This window comes from Achromobacter sp. GQ309, from assembly GCF_059759315.1.
In genome coordinates this window covers 288,810-309,330 of sequence record NZ_JCAXDP010000003.1, presented here as the reverse complement: position 1 = coordinate 309,330, position 20,521 = coordinate 288,810, and the positions used below count along the sequence as shown (strand labels likewise).

Here is a 20,521-nt window from a genome sequence, read left to right as displayed (position 1 = left end):
AGACCTACAGATATTGCGGGACCACACAAGACTTGTGCTCGATGTGGTGCGCGAATTCGTCGCGAAAATGCTTGAGGAAGCCACGGACGGGCATGGCGGCGGCGTCACCGAGAGCGCAGATGGTGCGGCCCATGATGTTGAGCGCCACGTTGTCCAGCAGCTCCAGATCTTCCGGACGGCCTTGACCGTTTTCGATGCGGTGCACCATGCGGTAGAGCCAGCCGGTGCCTTCGCGGCACGGCGTGCACTGGCCGCAGCTTTCCTCGAAATAGAAGTACGACAGACGCAGCAGCGACTTCACCATGCAGCGCGTCTCGTCCATGACGATCACAGCGCCAGAGCCGAGCATCGAGCCGGCCTTGGCGATGGAGTCATAGTCCATCGTGCATTCCATCATGATGTCGGCGGGCAGGACCGGGGCGCTCGAGCCGCCGGGGATGACCGCCTTCAGCTTCTTGCCGCCGCGCATGCCGCCAGCCAGTTCCAGCAGCGTCGAGAACGGGGTGCCCAGCGGGATCTCGTAGTTGCCGGGACGCTCGACGTCGCCGGTGATCGAGAACAGCTTGGTGCCGCCGTTGTTCGGCTTGCCGACTTCCAGGTAGGCCTGGCCGCCGTTGCGGATGATCCACGGCACCGCCGCGAACGTTTCCGTGTTGTTGATGGTGGTGGGCTTGCCGTACAGGCCGAAGCTGGCCGGGAACGGCGGCTTGAAGCGCGGCTGGCCCTTCTTGCCTTCCAGCGATTCCAGCAGCGCGGTTTCTTCGCCGCAGATGTAGGCGCCGTAACCATGGAAAGCGTGGAGCTGGAAGCTGAAGTCGGAACCGAACAGGCGGTCACCCAGGAAGCCGGCGGCACGCGCCTCTTCCAGCGCTTCTTCAAAGCGCTCGTAGACTTCGAAGATTTCGCCGTGGATGTAGTTGTAGCCGACGCTGATGCCCATGGCGTAGGCCGCGATCGCCATGCCTTCAATCACGATGTGCGGATTGAAGCGCAGGATGTCGCGGTCCTTGAACGTGCCGGGCTCGCCTTCGTCGGAGTTGCAGACGAGGTACTTCTGGCCCGGGAAGGCGCGCGGCATGAAGCTCCACTTCAGGCCGGTCGGGAAGCCCGCGCCGCCACGGCCGCGCAGACCCGACGCCTTGACTTCGGCGATCACGTCTTCCGGCTTCATGCCGGTGGTCAGGATCTTTTTCAGGGCTTCGTAGCCGCCGCGCTTGACGTAGTCGGCCAGGCGCCAGTTGGCGCCGTCGACGTCGGCCATGATCTGCGGCTGCAGGTGGCGGCCGTGCAGGGCCATCGAGTTGGACAGGTCGTTCAGGGGGTTGGGATCCAGCCCCTGCGCGAACTGCTTGTACAGGTCAGGCGCGTTCATGCCGACTCTCCTTGCTGCTTGAGGGCCGCGACCAGCGCGTCCAGCTTCTCGTCGGTCATGCGCACGCACATATGCTTGTTGTTCACGATCAGCACGGGGGAGTCGCCGCAGGCGCCCATGCACTCGCCTTCGACCAGCGTGAACTGGCCGTCTTCGGTGGTCTGGCGATAGTCGACGCCCAGCTTGCGCTTGAGGTATTCGCCGGCGCGGTCGCCGTCGCGCAAGGCACAGGGCAGGTTCGTGCAGACGGCGATCTTGTTCTTGCCGACGGGCTTGACGTCGAACATGTTGTAGAACGTGGCGACTTCCTGGACCGCGATGGGCGGAACGCCAATGTAGTTGGCCACGTCTTCGATGACTTCGGTAGCCAACCAGCCCTTCTCTTCTTGCGCGATGGCAAGCGAGGCCATGATGGCGGACTGCCGCTGGTCGGCCGGGAACTTGGCCAGTTCACGGTCGATTTTCTGGTAGGCCTGTTCGGAAAGCAGCATAGTTTGAATCCGGGTTATGCGGGCGTGCTCGTGACTGTCTGGGCGGATCAGCGATCGATCTCGCCGAAAACGATGTCCTGCGTGCCAATGATGGTGACGGCGTCGGCGATCATGTGGCCACGCGACATTTCATCCAGCGCTTGCAGGTGGACAAAGCCAGGCGCCCGAATCTTCAGGCGGTAAGGCTTGTTGGCGCCGTCGGACACCAGATAGATGCCGAATTCGCCCTTCGGGTGCTCCACCGAGGCGAACGCCTCGCCCGGGGGCACGTGGAAACCTTCAGTGAAGAGCTTGAAGTGATGGATCAGCTCTTCCATGTTGGTCTTCATGGCGGTACGCGACGGCGGGGCGATCTTGTGGTTCTCGATCATGACCGGGCCGGGATTGTTGCGCAGCCATTCCACGCACTGGCGGATGATGCGATTGCTTTGGCGCATCTCGGCGATGCGGACCAGGTAGCGGTCGTAGCAGTCGCCGTTGACACCCACGGGGATGTCGAAATCAAGTAGGTCGTAGACTTCGTAGGGCTGCGTCTTGCGCAGGTCCCAGGCGACGCCCGAACCGCGCAGCATCGGGCCGGTGAAGCCCAGCGCCTTGGCGCGCTCGGGATCGACCACGCCGATCCCGACCAGACGCTGCTTCCAGATGCGGTTGTCGGTGAGCAGGGTTTCGTACTCGTCGACGCAGCCGGGGAAGCGGTTGGTGAAGTCTTCGATGAAGTCCAGCAGCGAGCCCGAACGCGCTTCGTTCATGACGCGCATTTCCTTGTCGCCACGGAACTTGCTGGAGTCGCCGTACTGCGGCATGGAATCCGGCAGGTCGCGATAGACGCCACCCGGTCGGTAGTAGGCCGCGTGCATGCGCGCGCCCGAGACTGCTTCGTAGCAGTCCATCAGGTCTTCGCGTTCACGGAAGGCGTACAGGAATACTGCCATGGCGCCCACGTCCAGGGCGTGCGAGCCCAGCGACATCAGGTGGTTCAGCAGACGCGTGATTTCATCGAACATCACGCGGATGTACTGCGCGCGCAGCGGGGCTTCGACGCCCAGCAGCTTTTCGATGGCCATGACGTAGGCGTGCTCATTGCACATCATGGACACGTAGTCCAGGCGGTCCATGTAGGGCAGCGCCTGGATGTAGGTCTTGTGCTCGGCCAGCTTTTCAGTGGCGCGGTGCAGCAGGCCGATGTGCGGATCGGCGCGCTGGATGACTTCGCCGTCAAGCTCGAGCACCAGGCGCAGCACGCCGTGCGCGGCCGGGTGTTGAGGACCGAAGTTCAGGGTGTAGTTCTTGATGTCTGCCATGATTCAACGCCCCATGCCGTAGGTGTCTTCGCGCACCACGCGCGGGGTGATCTCGCGCGGATCGATCGTGACCGGCTGGTAAATGACGCGTCGCTGCTCGGGGTCGTAGCGCATTTCGACGGTGCCCGACAGCGGGAAGTCCTTGCGGAACGGATGGCCGATGAAGCCGTAGTCGGTGAGGATGCGGCGCAGGTCCGGATGGCCTTCGAAGACGATGCCGTACAGATCGAAGGCTTCGCGCTCGAACCAGCCGACCGTGGGCCAGCATTCCATCAGCGAGGCGACCATCGGGAACTCGTCGTCAGGCGCCCACGTGCGCACGCGCAGCCGCCAGTTGTTCTCGAGGGAGAGCAGGTGCGCCACCACGGCATAACGCGAGCGGTGGATGCGGACGTTGGTTTCCTCGGGCATCTGGCGCGTGCCGTTGCCCCAGGTCAGGTAGTCGACGCCGCAGAGGTCGATACAGGTTTCAAAGCGCAGGCCGGCTTCGGTGCGCAGCTTGTTGCAGACGGAGAACCACTGCTCCGCGGGCACTTCGAGCGTCAGCTCGCCCAGCGCCTCGGTCAGCGCAATGTCCGCGCCGAGGGTGGTCTGCAAATTGTTTTTCAGGGATTCGAGCCTGGTCATCATCTTGTACGCTTAGGTGAACCGATACGCTGGTTTCGCAGGTTCGAGGCGGCTGAGGCCTGCCGTCGAACCTGACGAAGCATCAGCGCGCAATCGTGTTGGTCAGACGGATCTTGTTCTGCATTTGCAGCAAGCCGTAGACCAGCGCCTCGGCCGTGGGCGGGCAGCCCGGCACGTAGACGTCTACCGGTACGATGCGATCACAGCCACGCACCACCGAATACGAGTAGTGGTAGTAGCCGCCGCCATTGGCACAGGAGCCCATGGAAACCACCCAGCGCGGCTCGGGCATCTGGTCGTAGACCTTGCGCAGCGCGGGCGCCATCTTGTTGCACAGCGTGCCGGCAACGATCATAAGATCGGACTGGCGCGGGCTGGGCCGGAAGATGATGCCGAATTGGTCCAGGTCATAGCGGGCTGCGCCCGCGTGCATCATCTCAACCGCGCAACAGGCCAGACCGAAGGTCATGGGCCACATCGAACCGGTCTTCGCCCAGTTCAGGAACTTGTCGGCGCTGGTGGTGATGAACCCTTGCTTGAGAATGCCGTCTATAGCCATATTCGTCTCTGATAACGTGCTGTGAAATGAACCCGAAGGTCACTCCCAATCCAGCGCGCCCTTTTTCCATTCGTAGATGAAGCCGACGGTCAACACGGCGAGGAAAACCATGACCGTCCAGAAACCGACGAGTCCGACGGTGCCCTGAGCAATGGCCCACGGGAACAGGAACGCGATTTCCAGGTCGAAAAGAATGAACAGAATCGCCACGAGGTAGTAGCGCACGTCAAACTTCATGCGTGCATCTTCAAACGCTTCGAAGCCGCACTCGTAAGGCGAGAGCTTCTCAGCGTAAGGACGCCGCGGGCCAAGGAGGGAGCCGGCCGTTAGAAGCGCGAACCCGATAAGGGTGGCCACTACGATAAACAGCAGGACGGGAAAATACTGTTGCAGGTTCATTCAGGCGTCCGTCAAATGCGCAAACCTTAGGATTGTAGCATTCGCGCGGTTACTTCCGGCTGAACTCTGTAGCTTGAATAGCAGGCGAAAGACTGCATTCCTCAAATGGAACAATTGCAGCTTTCGTCGGTGCATGTCGAGCATGTGCGGCTCGAACGACACGAAGCCGTAGTATGCCTGAATTCAGTCCGCAGACGAAAAAAAACCACCCCCAAAAGGGTGGTTCATGCGAACGGGCCGAGGCCCGTTCGCTTTTGCTTTAAATCCACACAGGGCTTGCGCCCTGCATTGGATTAGAAGCGGTGACGCACACCGATGCCGACGGCGGTCGACTTGACGTCGTCCAGGAAGGCGTAGTTGGTGGCGTACGAACCGTAGGCGTACAGGTTGGTACGCTTGGACAGGTCGTAGGTGTAGCCCAGCGAGTAGATGTTCATGTTGGCATCGTCGCCCGTCAGCTTGTCGTTCGACGGGTCAACACGCTGCCACGAACCGAAGACGTTCGAAGCGCCACCGATGGGGGCCGACAGGCCGACCAGGTAGGAGTTGGCCTTGAAGCCGTCAGCAAACACGTTGCTGATGCCGCTGGCGGTTGCCGACAGGATCGAGTTGCCGTTCACGCCGGGGCCAGCGAACCAGCCGTCGGTGGTGCGGCCGTAGACCAGGGCCAGCTTGACCACTTCGAAGTCATACGAACCACCGATCATGTACGAACGCGGGGTAGCGTCGGTAGCTTCGGTCGTCAGACGGTTCGAGGCGTTCAGTTGGTCGTACGACAGAGCGACGTTCAACGGGCCGTTGACGTAGCGCAGACCAGCGGTGATGGCGCGGGTGTTGTCGGCGGTCTTGAAGCCGGTTTCGGTCGTCTTCGTGTCGTCGGCGCTGAACGAGTAGCCGGCGCCGAATTGGAAGCCGCTGAACGACGGGGTTTGGTACATGACCATGTTGTCGTAGCGCTGCGTGTTAGCGGCGCTCAGACCGGTACCGATGTTAGCTTGACCGAAGCCAGCGCCGAACGGATCGATCGAACCGAAGTACTTCGAAGCGATGTTGGTTTGACGACCGAAGTCCAGTTGGCCCCAGCTGTCGCTGGCCAGACCGACGGTGGCTTGACGACCGAACAGACGGCCACCTTGAGCCGAACGGCCGTTACCCGAATCAAAGCCCGATTCCAGTTGGAAAACAGCGCGCAGGCCGTCACCCAGATCTTCCGAACCACGCAGACCCCAGCGCGAACCGTTTTGGACGCCGTTGATCATGCCGAAGCGGCTGCCGTTGACGGCGTCGCTAACACCGCTGATACGGTTGTAGCCGAGGCCCGTGTCGATGATACCGTACAGGGTGACAGACGTTTCTGCCTGGGCGACACCGGCGAAACCGGCGAGCAGGGCGGCAGCGAGCAGAGTCTTTTTCATTTAAGAAATCTCCGTTGATTTGAGTGACAAGAGCAGCAATCCAGCAAACCAGCCTGCCGCCCCCCTAACTCCGCGAAGGGAAGTTGACGCTATTGCATCAAAAATCGGGGGGACTGGCTATGGTCGGCATCAGAAAAGTGCAGGTTTGCGACAGGCTTGTTGGGAAGTTGCAACATCCCGCTGATGCTTGCCGCGCAACGCTAGGGCTTTCCCTTACCGAACTGCCCGAGCGCGCAACCATGCGACTTTCGGCCCTGCCCCCAATTTTCCGGGCAATTCCAAAACCCATTCGTCACGCTACTTTCTTCGCGGCTCCGGCTGCCATGCAGCGCTAAACCGGAGCGGCCGGGATGATGCCGGCACTGAAGATCATCGTAATCACGTGCGGCGTTAATAACGTTGTTATTAATAAAAATCGTCGATATGATCGTTGGCACCGCATAGCCGCTGAGCGCCATGTCCACCCCTTCCCCTCGAGCCGACCGCAACGAACGCCTGAGCGCCCTGCGCAGGCAGATCATCCTGGACGCCGCGCAGCGCGTGTTTGAACGGGATGGTCTGGAAAAGACGACGATCCGGGCCATCGCCAAAGAAGCTGGTTGCACGACGGGCGCCATTTATCCCTGGTTCGCGGGCAAGGAGGCGCTTTACGGGGAACTGCTGGACGGATCGCTGCAACGGCTGCACGCGCATCTGGCGCAGGCGGGCGATGCCGAGACGCCGCAGTCGGCCGCGCGCGGCGTGATAGGGGCGTTTTTTGCCTACTACGCGCAGCGGCGCACGGATTTTTCGCTGGGGATGTATCTGTTCCAAGGACTGGGCCCGCGGGGGCTCGGCCGGGACATGGACGAAAAGCTCAACGGCCGGTTGCGGCAATGCATCGATCTGATCGGCCAGGCGCTGTCGCGCACAAAAGGCTGGCGGGACGAGACCGTTCAGGCCGAGCAGATGAACGTGTTCACCTATTTGATGGGACTGTTGCTGCTGGTGCACACCCGCCGCCTCAAGTCGCTGGGCCAGCAGGCCGATGCGCTGCTGGACAACTATTGCCACGCCCTGGAACAACGATGACCGCAACCGCCCTCGCCGCCGATGCGCGCGCGCCGCAGATCAGCCTTGCCGACTTTCACGTGCTGCTTGCCGACCAGCATCCGTTCTCGATGCTGCTGGGGATCGATGTGCTGCACATCGGCCACGGCACGGCGCACGCCGTGCTGCCCGCCCGGGACACGCACCAGCGGCTGGGCGGCATTGTTGCCGGACCGATGCTGATGGGACTGGCCGACCTGGCCATGTATGCGGCGGTCGTGGGCGCCACCGGGCAGGCCCACGCGGTCACGGCCAGCCTGACCATCAATTTCCTGCGCAAAAGTCCGGCAGGCGCCATCCATGCGCATGCCCGGCTGCTCAAGGTGGGCAGGCTTTCCGCGGGCGAAGTCGTGCTGACCGGCGAAGGCTCGGACGAGCCGGTCGCGCATATCGTGAGCACGTGGTCGGTGCCCAAGCCATGAGCCCGCGCGTCAGCATCGTCGGCATGGGCAGGATCGGCACGATGGCCGCGCGGCGGCTGCTGGCCGCCGAGCCCGACATTGCGCTGACCCTCTATGACATCGAGGCGGAGCGGTGCGAAGATTTCCGCGGCAACGCGACGCTGGCAACCTCGGCGCGCGAAGCCCTGGCGGAGTCAGACACCATCGTGCTGGCCCTGCCCCGGGAGCGCGAGATCGATCGCACGCTGGAGCGCTTCAGCGACGGACAGGTCACTGCGCCCATTGCCGGCAAGCTGATCATCGATCTGGACCCGCCACCCGCCGACCGGATGCGGCAGCTTGACCGCGCCATCACCTGCGCGGGCGGGCGCTACACCTGCGCGCCAATGCAGGCGCCCGCCGCGGACGGCATCGAGGCGCGCCTACTGGACGCGCTGAACCGTCCTGCCTGACACGTGCAGCCGTTCGACGGCCGCCACGCACAGGACCAGCCATCCCAGGCTGACCGCGAACCCGGCTACGACATCGCTCGCAAAATGCACCTGCAGCAGGATGCGGCTGAGACCGATGGCCATGATGAGCGCGGCCATGAACGCCACGCAGGGCAGACGCCACGCGGGTGGCGCGAATCGCCACATCAGGTAGCAGGCCGTGCCGTACACAGCCATTGCCGCCGACGAGTGGCCGCTGGGGAAGCTCCAGCCGGTCGCCATGGCGTAGCCGTGATCGTGGTCGGGGCGCACGCGCTCGAACGTGTGCTTGAACAGCCAGTTCAGCGCGCCGTTCAGGCCTGTCGCGACCGCGCAGAAGAGCGCGAGCTGCCACGACCCGCGCCATAGCAGCGCAATCGTCATCAACACAGCGACGACCGTGAGCAGGTTGCGGTCACCTAGATACGTGATCCAGGACAGCAACCAAAGCATGGACGTCGACATGGACATGCTGAGCGCATTGGCGAGCGCGCTGTCGAACGCCACGATCGTCCCGCGGCTTTCGACGGCCAGGGCCAGCGCCAGAAACAACGCAAAGGAAATGCCCGCCGTCGCGGCGAAGAGCGCGGCACGGCCGTTGCCGGACAGGCGGCCGTGGCAGCGCATGAAGAGCAGCGCCACGCCGCCCGCGACCAGCGGCAGCGCGACAAACAAAGAGAGGGCATGGGCTGCGGCCCATGCCGCGTAGACATCGGTCATGTATGCGCCATCAAAAAGAAAGGTGCGTGGGGGCCGCGCCCCCTGCTACAACGAGACCAGCGTCTTGTCGACCGGAGCGAAGGCATGCGCGCCCGCCGCGTAATCCCACCGCTCGACGTGGCAGACCTGCTGGCCTTCCTCTTCAGAGCGGGTGATCACGCCCAGCGAGTTGGGCACGGTGCCCCGCACCCGGTGCGAGCAGGTCGTCCCGGCCTGGACGATCCAGCCGGCCGGTCCGGTGGGCGCGGTCAGCGGCAGCACGTAGGGCAAGTGTATGTGACCGCCCAGCACCAGGTCGACACCCGCCTGGGCCCAGGCCGACAGCGCACGCTCCCGGCCGATCAGCAGATTGGACAGGTCCGATTCGACCTTGGCGCGCACCGGGTGGTGCGCCACGACGAGGCGCAACTGGCCTGGCCGGGCTTGCCGCAGCCGCTGGGCGACGCGAGCGATCTGGGCATCGGAGATCTCGCCATCCTTGTGGCGTTTTGGCCGCGTGGTGTTCACCCCGATGGCGAGCACGCCATCGTTTTCGAACACGGGCTCGAGGATCGGCCCCAGCGCGCGCTTGTAGTTGCCGTAGGGATTGAGGGCGCGTGCGAATACGTTGTACAGCGGGATGTCGTGATTGCCGGGCACCGCCAGCACGGGCAGGGCCAGACGCTCGATGAACCGGCGCGCGGCGGCGAACTGGCTGCGGCGCGCGCGCTGGGTGATGTCGCCGCTGAGCACCACCAGATCGGGCGACAACTGCCGCGCCAGGTCCAGCACGGCTTCGACGACCGCCTTGCGCTCCGTGCCGAAATGGGTGTCCGACAAATGCAGGATCCGCGTCATGAGCGGTCCAGAAGCTCGGGGTCCGCCGGCACCACCAGGGGCAGGCGATCGCTCGCCACCTTGAATTCAAGCGGCGTGTCCATCCAGGATATCTCGCCGTCCATCGCCACCTTGACCCGGCGGCGCCCGCGCACACCGACCGTCAGCTTGTCGAAGGCGAAGCTGATGACGTTCTCGGCGTCGCCCATCCGGCTGAGCAAACCGCGCACCAGCAGGCCGTACAGGGCCAGCGTGCCCACCGGTCGCGCCGCCATGGCGATCAGCCGTTTGCGGTCGAGCTCGTCGTTCTCGATGCCGATGTGTTCCAGTTGCAGCTTGTTGTTGCCCACGACCAGCGTCGGCGACCGCAGACTGCGCGACTTGCCCTCGAATTCGAGCTGCAACCCGAGCTGGCGCGGTTGGCGCCAGAGCGTGACCAGGCCAGACCACAGCGCGACCCAGCGCCTGCGCCCGTAGCGTTGCTTGTAGGCCTCGCGGTCTTCGAGCAGTTGCGGATACAGGCCGAGGCTGGCGTTGACGAGAAACAGCCGGCCGTTCAGCAGGCCAACCTGAACGGGCCGGATGGTGCCTTGCAGGAAGCCGCGCAGCGCCACCTCGGTTTCTTGCGAAATGCCGTAGGTGCGGCCGAAGTAGTTGAAGGTGCCTTGCGGCAGGATGCCGAATGGCACGCCCTGTCCCAGCACCGTGGACGCAACGGCATTGAGCGTGCCGTCGCCGCCCGCGGCGATGACGACGCCCTGCTCGTCCTGGGCGCGTTTGACCGCCTGGCGCGCCACGTCCGTCAGCCGCGACGGATCGCCGACCGGCATGAGTTCGTAGCGCCGCCCGGCCTCGTCGAGGATTGTCCGGATGGTGTCCTGCAAGACCTGCGCGTCGCCGCGCCCCGATCCTTTATTGAGGACGATGAATAAGGGTTCTTTTCCCGTGAGGGGTCGAGCCGCTGTTGCCGGGCTCTGCTCGGATGGCGTCATGCGACAAACATACCCTAAGCGGGTAAACCGCCGCAAGACGCCGCACGGCGCACGCTTTGTAAGAAAGCGTGCGCCGTCCGTTCAACGGCCGACGGCGTACGCTTGCATCAGGCGCGGCGTGGCGGCCGCATGCAGCAGTCCGTCCGCGTCACGCGAAGCGGCGGTCAGCCGGCCGACCGACCACTCGGGCAGTTCTTCGATCTGGTGGCCGCGCTGGCGCAGCGCCGCAATGACCTCGGCGCCGAAGCTGGCCTCCAGCGCCAGATGGCCGGGTTTGCGGTCGCGCGGGTAGAAGGACGTGGGAAAGTGCATGGTGTGCGACATGGGCAGGTCGATGGCTTCCTGCAGATTCAGGCCGTGGTGCACGTGTCGCAGGAAGAACAGCAGTTGCCATTGTTCCTGCTGGTCGCCGCCCGGCGTGCCGAAGGCCAGGTACGGCTTGCCGTCGCGCAGCGCGAGCGAGGGGGTCAGCGTGGTGCGCGGGCGCTTGCCCGGCGCCAGCGTGCCGGGCAGGCCTTCTTCCAGCCAGAACATCTGGGCGCGGGTGTTCAGGCCGAAGCCCAACTCCGGAATGACCGGCGAGGACTGGAACCAGCCGCCGGACGGCGTGGCCGAGATCATGTTGCCCCAGCGGTCGATCACGTCCACGTGCGTGGTGTCGCCGCGCTTGGCCGACGCGCGCATATCGGCAAGGGTCGGTTCGTTCGTGGCGCTGCCGGGCGCGGTGACGGGCGACAGGCGCTCGAGCGTGTCCATGACGCGCGCGACCTGCGCCTCGAAGCCGGGCACCTGGCCGGGCAGCAGGCCGTGCGACGCGCCCTCCCCGATCAGTTGGCGGCGTTCGGCGTTGTACGCGTCGGAAAGCAGATGGGCGAGCGGCACGTCGATGAAGGCCGGGTCGCCGTAATAGGCTTCGCGGTCGGCAAAGGCGAGCTTCATGGCCTCGGTCACCCGGTGGATGAACTCGGCGCTGGTGGGACTGACGCCCGCCAAGTCCATGTCTTTCAGGATGGCGAGCGTCTGCAGGAAGACCGGCCCCTGGCTCCAGGCGCCGGCCTTGGCGACCGTGTAGCCGTGATAGTCGTAGGTCAGCGGTTCGTCGTAGCTGGCGGACCAGCCGGCCAGATCATCGGCCGTGATGACGCCGCGATGGGTGGCGCCGCTTTCGTCCATGACGTCGGTGTTGCGGGCGAAGCGGTCGATTTCGTCGGCGATGAAACCACGGTAGAACGCGTCGCGCGCGGCCTCGATCTGGCGCTCGCGGTCGGCGCCGGCGCCTTCGGCGGCTTGCAGCACGCGGGTCCAGGTGCGGGCCAATGCCGGATTGCGGAACAGCTTGCGGGCCTGCGGCACCTGCCCGCCCGGCACGTAGACCTGGGCGGTCGTCGGCCAGTGGGTTTCGAAGAAGTCCTTCAGGCCGGCAATGGTGTTGGAGATGCGCGGCATCAGCGCATGGCCTTGTTCCGCGTAATAAATGGCGGGTTCGAGCACGTCCCGCACGCGCATCGTGCCGTGGTCGCGCAGCAGCAGCATCCAGGCATCGAACGCGCCGGGGACCACGGTGGCGAGCAGACCGTTGCCGGGAATGAGCTTCAGGCCTTCGGCGCGGTAGCGTTCCAGCGTGGCCGCGGCGGGCGTGGTGCCCTGCCCGCACAAGACCTCGACCTTGCCGGTGCGGGCCGAATAGAACACGGCCGGCACTTCGCCGGCCGGGCCGACCAGATGGGGTTCGACCACCTGCAGCACGAACGCCGAGGCGACGCAGGCATCGAACGCATTGCCGCCGCGCTCCAGCAGCGACATGCCGGCCGAGCTGGCCAGCCAATGGGTGGACGTCACGACACCGAAGGTGCCGAGGATTTCCGGGCGAGTCGTAAACATGGTGGGTCCTGGTGTTGGGGCGGTGTCAGCGCCGCCCGTGAAGAGGCCCGCATATGCGGGCCCCGAGGCATTACTTTTTCTGTACACCTTTTAGACGGATCAGACCGTCGGGGTACGGGACGAAGCCGTCCAACTTGGCCTGCACGCCGAACGTCCACGGCAGGTAGAACAGGTAAATGATCGGACGCTGGTCCTGCATCGCGGCCAGCACCTGGTCGTACATGGCGCGGCGCTTGGTCGTGTCGGCTTCGGCGCGGGCGTCGTTGAGCAGTTTGTCGACGGCGGGGTCGCAGAATTTGCCGTCGTTCAGGTTGCCCTTGCAGCTCAGGTACTGGTGGATGTTGCCGCTGGGATCGACACGGCCCGACCAGCCGCTCTGGCCGATCTGGAAGTCGCCGCGGGCCAGCGAGGATTGCAGCGAGGCGAACTCGACCGGACGCAGCGAGATATCGAAGCCGGCTTCGGCGCCCATGGCCTGCACCAGTTCGAAGACCTGCTGCATGGTGGTGTTGTTGCCGAAGGTGATTTCGACCTTCACGCGGTCGTAGCCGGCTTCCTTCAGCAGGGCCTGCGCCTTCTTGGGGTCGCGGCCCGGGCGGTCGAAGGACTTGTTATACGCAAAGCTGGCGGGCGGGAACGGCTGGTGGGCGGGCTGGAACATGCCTTCGCCGATCACCTGGTTCAGGACGTCGCGATCGATGGCCAGATCCAGCGCCTGCCGCACGCGCTTGTCCTTGGCAAGGGGATGATCGGCGCGCGCGCCGTTGGCGAGGTTCACGGAGATGGACTGGAAGCCCAGGCCCGTAACCGGCGCCAGACGCAGGCTGGCGTCATCCTTGACGGCCTTGGCGTCGCTGGGCGCCACGCGTTCGATGATGTCCAGGTCCCCGGCGCGCAGGTTGTTCAGGCGCACGGTGTTGTCCGGAATCGGCGTGTAGACGAGGCGGTCGAAGTGGTAATTGGCCGCATCCCAGTACTTGGGAAATTTCTCGAGCACGATGCGATCGTTCTGCACGCGCTCCTTGAATTGGTAGGGGCCCGAGCACACGGGCTTGCCGCCGGGGTCCTTGTCGAAGCTGGCAGGCGAAATCATCATGCCGGCGCGGTCGGACAGCTGCGACAGCAGCGAGGCGTCCGGCTCCGACAGGTTCAGCACCACGGTGTGCTCGTCGGGCGCGTCCACGCTGGCAACGGTGGCCAGCTCGCTCTTGCGGTTGCTGTCGGGCAGCGTGCGGGCGCGGTCAAGGTTGGCCTTGACGGCGGCGGCGTTGATGGGGGTGCCATCGTGGAACACGGCATCCGTGCGCAGCTTGAAGGTCAGCGTCTTGTTGTCCGGGCCGATGGTCCAGGATTGCGCGAGCTGCGGCACGATCTTCAGGTCTGGGGTGATGTCGACCAGCCTGTCGCACAACGAGGCGAACACGATGCGGCCGACAAAGGTGCGGGCGCGCGCCGGGTCCAGCACGTCCGGGTCGTCCTGCAGACCGATACGCAGCGTGGACTGGGCGTTCGCCAATCCGGTGGCCAGCATTCCCGCCATGGCCATGGCGAGGCAAAGTTTACGCATGAATGATCTCCGTCGGTTCCGTCAGGATCTGTCGTCTCGTGCGCGGAGGCACCGCCTGGCTGAGAGCAACAGACCCCGGGACGCGCCGCATCGCCGGGCCCATCCCCCTTGTGCGCACGCTGTTTGTTGTTGGATTCTGCGCCAGGCGCGCGGCGATTGTATAGACCGGCGGGTGACGCGCCGCCCACTATACGCCCGTGGCGGCCGCCTTGCGGACGAAAGGCTCAGGGCAGGCGGCAAGGGGCCGAGAAATCGGCCGACGCGGCGACCGTGTCGCGCAGCATGGCGACCAGCGGCCGGGCGTCGTCGCGCCGATACTGGAAGGCGTAGGGCAAGGCGGCCAGTTCGGGCTCGCCGTGCAGGACGCGCAGGCCGCCTTCGGCCTGGAGCTTTTCGGCCCAATGGCTGGGCAGCAACCCCACGCCCGTGCCCTCGATCAGCAGCCCGACGATGGCGCCCCAGTTGTTGCAGCACAGGCGCTCGCCCGCGGATTCGCGTCCGCCGAGCCAGTCGTCGATGATGCGCGTGGTGCCCGCGCCTTCGGGCAGCGTGACGAGCGGCAGCCGGGCCAGCAAGGCCATCGTCATGCCGGTGTCGGCCGGTTGCAGCACCGAGGGCGCGGCGACCCAGGAGAAGTGCGCCTCGCCGATGGGCGATGACGCAATGCCGGCGCGGGAAGACCGGCCGGCGATCACGGCAAAATCCAGCTCGCCGTCCGCGACGCGCTGTTCCAGCACCTGCCCGATGTCCACGTACGGCTCCAGCACCAGCTCCGGGTAGGCCGCGCGCACGGCGCGTATCAACCCCGGCAGCCAGGTCAGCGCCGTCAGCTCGCCGACGCCGAAGCGGCAACGGCCGCGCAGACCCGGCATTTCGGTCATGGAGGCGCGGATCTGGTCGGCCGTGGCAAGCAGCCCGCGCGCTTGCGGCAGCAGGCGCTGGCCTGCGTCGGTCAGCACGGCCTTGTGGCCGCTGCGGTCAAAGAGCGGCTGGCCCAGCCCCTCTTCCAGTTCCGTGATGCGCTTGGACAGCGAAGACACCGACAGATGCAGCCGCTCGGCCGCCACGGCAAAACTGGCGCAGGTGGCGGCCCAGTAGAAGGCCTCGAGCTGCTTGAGCGTCATGGCCGCTGGCTGACGCGGTAGGCGCAGCGCCGCGCGCCGGCCAGGATGTGTTCTTCGCGGTCGACCTGCACGCCCTCGCCCAGCACCTTGCGGAAGAGTTCCAGCTCGCTGCGGCAAAAGCCCATACAGGCCTTGGCCGCGAAACAGATGGGGCAGTGGTTCTCGATGAAGACGAAATCCGCGCCGTCTTCACGCAGTTCCGCCATGTAGCCCTCGGCGCTGCGCACGTCGACCAGGCGCGCAAGCCGTGTCTTCAAGTCCGGCGCGTCCTGCATCGCCTGCTGGTAGACATTCAGCATGGCGCCTTCGCGCACCTGCACCAGCTTGTCGATGCCGTCATCGCCGAACACCTGGCGCACGGCCGCGATCATCTGCACCGTCATCTCGGCGTGCGTGTCCGGGAAGCGCCCATGGCCGGCCTGGGTCAGGAACCAGATCTGGGTGGGCCGGCCGCGGCCCGCGCTTTGGCTTTCGAAGTCGACCAGCCCGTCGGCATGCAGGCGCGTCATCTGCTGGCGCACCGCCTCGGCCGTCACGTCCATGGCGCGCGCGATGACCGCGATGGATTGCGGTCCGCGCGTCTTCAGGGTCATGAGCACGCGGTCCGCAGGCTGGTGCGGTGTCGCGGCGGCCGGGTGGGACAAGCTGTCAGACATGAGAGGTATCGATGCTCCGGAAGAAGGTTCCTATGGTGCCACGGACGGCTCGCGGTGGTCAGCCAGCGCCGGGCTGGCTTGCCGCCACGGCGTCGGCGGGCTGGGCCTGCCATCCGCCCCCCAGCGCCTTGTATAACGCAATGAGGCGCGTGTAGGACTCGGCTTCGGCGACGGCCACGGCGTCCTGGGCGCGCAAAAGCGTACGCTGCGCGTCCAGCACGGTCAAATAAGGCGTGCTGCCTTCGCGGTAGCGCAGCCGGGCCAGTTCCGCGGCCCGTCCGCTGTGCGCGGCGGCCTGCGCCAGGCTGCCCAGGCGCTGCTGCGTCTGCCCGTACTCGGCCAGGGCCTCCTCCACCTCCTGCACCGCCCGCAGCACCGCCTGCTCGTAGCGCGCCGCCTCGCCTTCCAGACGCGCCTGGGCGCCGCGCTTGCGGGCCAGCGCCGTAGGCAGATGGAAGGCGGGCCAGCCCGCGTCGGCCGCCACGCTGAACCCGCGGCTGGCCGCCGAGCCGAAGTCCGCGCCGCGTAGCGCGACGAATCCCAGAAATCCGCCCAGGTCGATGCGCGGGTAGAGCTCGGCCGTGGCCACGCCCACGTCGGCATTCGCGGCCGCCAGGTTGCGTTCGGCGGCCAGCACGTCCGGACGCCGCGACAGCAAGGCGCCCACATCGCCGATGGGCAGCCGCGCCGTCAACGGCGCGAGCGGCGTCGCGGCATCCAGCGCACCCAGTTCCACCGGGCGCAGGGCCGCCAGCACCGCGATCCGGTACAGCGCCAGCCGGCGCGCGGTCTCCTGCACGGGGATGCTGGCCTGCACGGTCTCCAGCTCCGCCCGCGCGCTGGCCAGGTCGCCTTCGTCGCCGCGGCCAGCCGACACCATGGCCTGCGTCACGCGCAGGCTGTCCTCTTGGCTGGCGAGGTTGGCGCGCGCCACGGCCAGCCGCTGCTCGGCGCCGCGCAGCTCGAAATAGTTGCGCGCGACCTCGGCCGCGACCACGATGCGCGCCTGCGCCAGGTCGGCCGCCTGCGCCTCGCTGCGGGCCGCCGCGCCCTCGGCCGCGCGGCGCAGCCGGCCAAACAGATCCAGCTCCCAGGTCGCGTCGAAGCCCGCGCGATAGCTTTCGGCCAGATTGCGCTGGCCGGCGACGCCGGGGTTCGCCTGCGACAGGCTGCGCGCGTAACCGCCGCCCAGGGTCACGACGGGCAGCTTGTCCAGTTCCCTTTCGTCCAGCACCGCGCGCGATTCGGCAAGGCGCGCCTGGGCGATGCGGATATCCAGGTTGCGGGCGAGCGCCATGTCGATCAGCCGATCGAGCTGCGGGTCCTGCAATTGCTTCCACCAGTCGCGCTGGACCTGGTCGGTGGAAAAGAGCGCCTGCTCGGGGCTGGCCAGGACGACGGGCGCCGGGTTCGGCTGTTGGTAATCCGGCCCGACGGCGCAGCCGGCCAAGGCCAGGGCAGCCAGCAGCACGACGGCACTGCGGCTCAGCCGGGGATAGCGGTGCAGCTTATTCATGTTCGATTCCTCAATGCGAGGCCGCGGCGCGCGCGTCCTCGGCGTCAGCCTGCGCCAGTTCACGGGCACGCGGCGTGTCGTTGGCCGCCCGGTGATCGCGGGCAAACACGGTGTAGACGGTGGGCAGCACGAACAGCGTGAACAGCGTGCCGACCAGCAGGCCCACCACGATGACCAGCCCCAGGCTGTAGCGGCTGTGCGCGCCGGCGCCGGTGGCGAACAGCAGCGGGATCAGCCCCATGACCATGGCGGCGGTGGTCATCAGGATGGGACGCAGGCGGATGCGGGCGGCCTGCTCCATGGCCGCCCGCCGGTCCAGCCCATGGCTGACCTGCATTTCGTTGGCAAACTCCACCATCAGGATGCCGTGTTTGCTGATCAGCCCGATCAGCGTCACCAGCCCGATCTGCGTGTAGATGTTGACGGTGGCCATGCCCAGCGCCAGCGGAATCAGCGCGCCGCAGATCGACATGGGCACGCTCACCAGGATGATGAAGGGATCGCGCAGGCTTTCGTACTGCGCGGCCAGCACCAGGTAAATGACGATGATGGCGAAGATGAAGGTGATCATCAGCGCCGAGCCTTCCTGCGTGAACTGGCGCGCGTCGGACTGCCAGTCGTAGCTGAAGCCTGCCGGCAGCAATTGCGCCTCACGCGTCAGGAACCGCACCGCATCGCCCATGGTGACGCCCGGCATGGGAATGGCCTGGAACGTGGCGGCGTTCAACTGGTTGAACTGCGTGAGCTTGTTGGGCTCCACGCCCATCGACACCGACACCAGATTGGACAGCGGCACCTGCGCGCCCGAGGCGCTCTTCACGTGGTACTGCGCCAGCGCCTGCGGCGAGATGCGCTGCTCGCGCAGGCTTTGCGGAATGACGTCATACGAACGCCCGTCCATGCCGAAGCGGTTGACGTAGTTTTCGCCCACCAGCACCGCCAGCGTGTCGCCGATGGCTTTCATGGTGACGCCCAGGCTGTTCGCCTTGCTGCGGTCCACCTTCAACTGCACAACCGGATTGTTGTAGTCCAGGTCGCTGTCCACCACCATGAAAAGGCCGCTTTCGCGCGCGGCCTTCTTCAGGCTCTCCATGGCGTCATAGACCACGGCATAGTCCGACGCGCTCATCAGCACCATCTGCACGGGCAGCCCGCCGGTGGAGCCGGGCAAGGACGGCAGCTGGAACGCGAAGATGTTGCTGCCTTCCACGCCATTCGCCATCGCCTGCATGTCGGCCTGGATCTCGTCGGCCGAGCGCTTGCGGTCCTGCCAGTCCACGAAGTTCACGCCGCCGATGCTGTTGGACACGCCGTCGGAACCATTGATCAGCCAGCGTCCGTTCTGCTCGGGCAGCGTCTTCATGACGTCGTCCCACTTCTTGCCGAACTTCTCGACGTAGTCGATGTTGGCCTGCTGCGGCGACTTGATGGCGGTGAGCACCGTGGACTGGTCCTCGACCGGCGCCAGTTCCTGCTGCGCGGCGTTGTACAGGAAGGGCAGGCTGGCCAATACGGCCACGGCCAGCACGCCGGTGACCCAGCGATGATGCAGCGACACGTCCAGCACGCGGCCATAGGCATCGCCCAAGCGGCCGAAGAAGTGTTCCGCCTTGCGGGCCATCCAGCCGTCGGCCACCCGGCCGTTCAAGAGAAACGAACTCATCACCGGCGACAGCGTCAGCGCGATCACGCCCGACACCACCACCGCGCCGGCCAGCGTGAATGCGAACTCCTTGAAGAGCGAGCCGGTCAGTCCGCCCATCAGCCCGATCGGCGCATAGACCGCCGCCAGCGTGATAGTCATGGCGATCACCGGCCCCGCGACCTCGCGCGCGCCGATCAGCGCCGCTCGCACGGGCGACTTGCCCTCTTCAATATGGCGGTGCACGTTCTCGACCACGACGATGGCGTCGTCCACCACCAGGCCGATGGCCAGCACCATCGCCAGCAGCGTCAAGAGGTTCACGCTGAACCCGAACAGGGCCATGATGGCCGCGCCGCCCAGCATCGACAGCGGTATGGTCACCACCGGAATCAGCACAGCGCGCAGCGAGCCCAGGCACAGGAAGATCACCGCCACCACGATGACGATGGCCTCCAGCAGCGTCTGCGTCACGCCGTCGATGGACGCGCTGATGAAGCGGGCCAGCTCGAACGGCACCTGCACGCTGGTGCCGGGCGGCAGATTCTGCTTGATGTTGGGCAACAGCTCGTTCAGGCGCTTCACGATGACCAGCGGGTTGCCGACGGGCGTGGCGTTCAGGCCGAAGTACACGGCCGGTTCGCCGTCCATCAGACCGCTTGAATCCGTGGACGCCGCGCCCAGTTCCACCGTGGCCACGTCGCCCAGCCGGACAATGGCGCCGCCCTCCTGCTTGATGACGAGATCGCGGAATTCGGCCACATTGACGAGATCGGTGTTGACCTGGATGTTGGACACCACGTACAGGCCCTTTGCCTGTCCGGGCGCCGCCTGCACGTTGTTCTGGCGCAGCGCGTCGGCCAGCTCGCCGGCGGAAATGCCGCGCGCCGCCATGCGGTCCGGGTCCAGCCACACCCGCATCGCCAGCTTCTGGCCGCCGTACAGCTCGACGCTGGCCACGCCGTCGATGGACGAGAGCTGCGGCTGCACCACCCGCGACAGATAGTCGGTCAGCGCGGCCAGCGACAGGTTCGTGCTGGAAAAGCCCACGTAGGCCACGGCCGTCGCCTCGCCCGCGGACTTGACCAGGACCGGGTCGTAGACGTCCTGCGGCAGGCGGTACTTGACCTCGTTGACCTTGGCCATCACTTCGGTCATGGCCTTGTTGGAGTCGGCGTTCAGCTTCATCCGCACGGTGATCACGCTGCGGCCCTGCGTGGACGACGACGACAGGTAATCGATGCCTTCGACCGTGGCGACGGACTGCGTGATCGGCTGGGTCACGAAGCCCTGCATCAGGTCGGGCGAGGCGCCCGGGTACTGCGTGGTGATGGTGATGGTGGTGCTTTCGGTCAGCGGGTACTGCCGGACGGGCAGCCCGCTCAGCGCCTTGACGCCCAGCAGCAGGATGAGCGTGCTGACCACCAGCGCCAGCACGGGGCGGCGCACGAAAAGATCGGTGAACTTCATGGGAGCCTCC

Annotated in this window: 20 protein-coding genes; 3 read left to right on the top strand and 17 right to left on the bottom strand. The window is 65.8% G+C overall.

Annotated elements, in window-relative coordinates; genetic code table 11:
- Positions 1 to 4 precede the first annotated feature (4 nt).
- The 8 genes from nuoF to AC6CIE_RS10800 form a co-directional block, all read right to left on the bottom strand.
- Complete coding sequence (gene nuoF / locus AC6CIE_RS10835) at positions 5 to 1,372, bottom strand: NADH-quinone oxidoreductase subunit NuoF (RefSeq protein ID WP_175123014.1); 1,368 nt, start codon at positions 1,370 to 1,372, stop codon at positions 5 to 7.
- A complete protein-coding gene (nuoE, locus tag AC6CIE_RS10830) occupies positions 1,369 to 1,863 on the bottom strand; it encodes an NADH-quinone oxidoreductase subunit NuoE (RefSeq protein WP_056321718.1) in 495 nt (164 codons plus the stop codon). The genes nuoF and nuoE overlap by 4 nt, the downstream gene beginning before the upstream one ends.
- A gap of 47 nt (positions 1,864 to 1,910) precedes the next feature.
- A complete protein-coding gene (locus tag AC6CIE_RS10825) occupies positions 1,911 to 3,167 on the bottom strand; it encodes an NADH-quinone oxidoreductase subunit D (protein WP_175123015.1) in 1,257 nt (418 codons plus the stop codon).
- A gap of 3 nt (positions 3,168 to 3,170) precedes the next feature.
- Complete coding sequence (locus AC6CIE_RS10820; protein WP_175123016.1) at positions 3,171 to 3,797, bottom strand: NADH-quinone oxidoreductase subunit C; 627 nt, start codon at positions 3,795 to 3,797, stop codon at positions 3,171 to 3,173.
- 79 nt (positions 3,798 to 3,876) lie between these two features.
- Complete coding sequence (locus AC6CIE_RS10815; protein ID WP_006217960.1) at positions 3,877 to 4,353, bottom strand: NuoB/complex I 20 kDa subunit family protein; 477 nt, start codon at positions 4,351 to 4,353, stop codon at positions 3,877 to 3,879.
- Between the two features lie 39 nt (positions 4,354 to 4,392).
- A complete protein-coding gene (locus tag AC6CIE_RS10810; protein ID WP_006217959.1) occupies positions 4,393 to 4,752 on the bottom strand; it encodes an NADH-quinone oxidoreductase subunit A in 360 nt (119 codons plus the stop codon).
- 293 nt (positions 4,753 to 5,045) lie between these two features.
- Positions 5,046 to 6,167, bottom strand: coding sequence for a porin (locus AC6CIE_RS10805; RefSeq protein ID WP_175184214.1), 1,122 nt, complete (start codon positions 6,165 to 6,167; stop codon positions 5,046 to 5,048).
- Between the two features lie 200 nt (positions 6,168 to 6,367).
- Positions 6,368 to 6,625 carry a hypothetical protein gene (locus AC6CIE_RS10800; protein WP_498092218.1) on the bottom strand — a complete coding sequence of 86 codons (258 nt, stop codon included), beginning with the start codon at positions 6,623 to 6,625 and terminating at the stop codon, positions 6,368 to 6,370.
- Between AC6CIE_RS10800 and AC6CIE_RS10795 the strand changes: the two genes are divergently transcribed.
- The 3 genes from AC6CIE_RS10795 to AC6CIE_RS10785 are packed head-to-tail and all read left to right on the top strand — an operon-like array spanning position 6,624 to position 8,109.
- Positions 6,624 to 7,238 carry a TetR/AcrR family transcriptional regulator gene (locus AC6CIE_RS10795; RefSeq protein ID WP_175137305.1) on the top strand — a complete coding sequence of 205 codons (615 nt, stop codon included), beginning with the start codon at positions 6,624 to 6,626 and terminating at the stop codon, positions 7,236 to 7,238. The genes AC6CIE_RS10800 and AC6CIE_RS10795 overlap by 2 nt on opposite strands.
- Entirely contained in the window at positions 7,235 to 7,678 is a 444-nt protein-coding gene (locus AC6CIE_RS10790; protein WP_175123019.1) for a PaaI family thioesterase, read from the top strand. The genes AC6CIE_RS10795 and AC6CIE_RS10790 overlap by 4 nt, the downstream gene beginning before the upstream one ends.
- Positions 7,675 to 8,109: an NAD(P)-binding domain-containing protein gene (locus tag AC6CIE_RS10785; RefSeq protein WP_175137304.1), complete on the top strand. Its 435-nt coding sequence runs from the start codon at positions 7,675 to 7,677 to the stop codon at positions 8,107 to 8,109. The genes AC6CIE_RS10790 and AC6CIE_RS10785 overlap by 4 nt, the downstream gene beginning before the upstream one ends.
- Here the strand turns inward: AC6CIE_RS10785 and AC6CIE_RS10780 are convergent.
- From AC6CIE_RS10780 to AC6CIE_RS10740, 9 genes are all read right to left on the bottom strand, one after another.
- Positions 8,080 to 8,847: a phosphatase PAP2 family protein gene (locus AC6CIE_RS10780; protein ID WP_175137303.1), complete on the bottom strand. Its 768-nt coding sequence runs from the start codon at positions 8,845 to 8,847 to the stop codon at positions 8,080 to 8,082. The genes AC6CIE_RS10785 and AC6CIE_RS10780 overlap by 30 nt on opposite strands.
- A gap of 45 nt (positions 8,848 to 8,892) precedes the next feature.
- Complete coding sequence (locus AC6CIE_RS10775) at positions 8,893 to 9,684, bottom strand: metallophosphoesterase family protein (RefSeq protein ID WP_175123022.1); 792 nt, start codon at positions 9,682 to 9,684, stop codon at positions 8,893 to 8,895.
- Positions 9,681 to 10,655, bottom strand: coding sequence for a diacylglycerol/lipid kinase family protein (locus tag AC6CIE_RS10770; protein ID WP_498092217.1), 975 nt, complete (start codon positions 10,653 to 10,655; stop codon positions 9,681 to 9,683). Before AC6CIE_RS10770 ends, AC6CIE_RS10775 begins: the two co-directional genes overlap by 4 nt.
- A gap of 81 nt (positions 10,656 to 10,736) precedes the next feature.
- Entirely contained in the window at positions 10,737 to 12,536 is a 1,800-nt protein-coding gene (locus tag AC6CIE_RS10765; protein WP_498092216.1) for a gamma-glutamyltransferase family protein, read from the bottom strand.
- A 70-nt stretch (positions 12,537 to 12,606) separates the two neighbouring features.
- Entirely contained in the window at positions 12,607 to 14,103 is a 1,497-nt protein-coding gene (locus AC6CIE_RS10760) for an ABC transporter substrate-binding protein (protein WP_498092215.1), read from the bottom strand.
- Positions 14,104 to 14,327: 224 nt separating this feature from the next.
- Positions 14,328 to 15,227 (bottom strand): LysR family transcriptional regulator, encoded by a 900-nt coding sequence (locus tag AC6CIE_RS10755; protein ID WP_498092214.1) that lies wholly within the window; start codon positions 15,225 to 15,227, stop codon positions 14,328 to 14,330.
- The gene (locus AC6CIE_RS10750) at positions 15,224 to 15,883 is read right to left on the bottom strand and encodes a helix-turn-helix transcriptional regulator (RefSeq protein WP_175123027.1); all 660 of its coding nucleotides are present in this window, start codon (positions 15,881 to 15,883) and stop codon (positions 15,224 to 15,226) included. The genes AC6CIE_RS10755 and AC6CIE_RS10750 overlap by 4 nt, the downstream gene beginning before the upstream one ends.
- A gap of 58 nt (positions 15,884 to 15,941) precedes the next feature.
- Complete coding sequence (locus AC6CIE_RS10745) at positions 15,942 to 17,399, bottom strand: efflux transporter outer membrane subunit (RefSeq protein ID WP_498092213.1); 1,458 nt, start codon at positions 17,397 to 17,399, stop codon at positions 15,942 to 15,944.
- Between the two features lie 10 nt (positions 17,400 to 17,409).
- The gene (locus AC6CIE_RS10740; protein WP_498092212.1) at positions 17,410 to 20,511 is read right to left on the bottom strand and encodes a MexW/MexI family multidrug efflux RND transporter permease subunit; all 3,102 of its coding nucleotides are present in this window, start codon (positions 20,509 to 20,511) and stop codon (positions 17,410 to 17,412) included.
- Between the last annotated feature and the right edge of the window lie 10 nt (positions 20,512 to 20,521).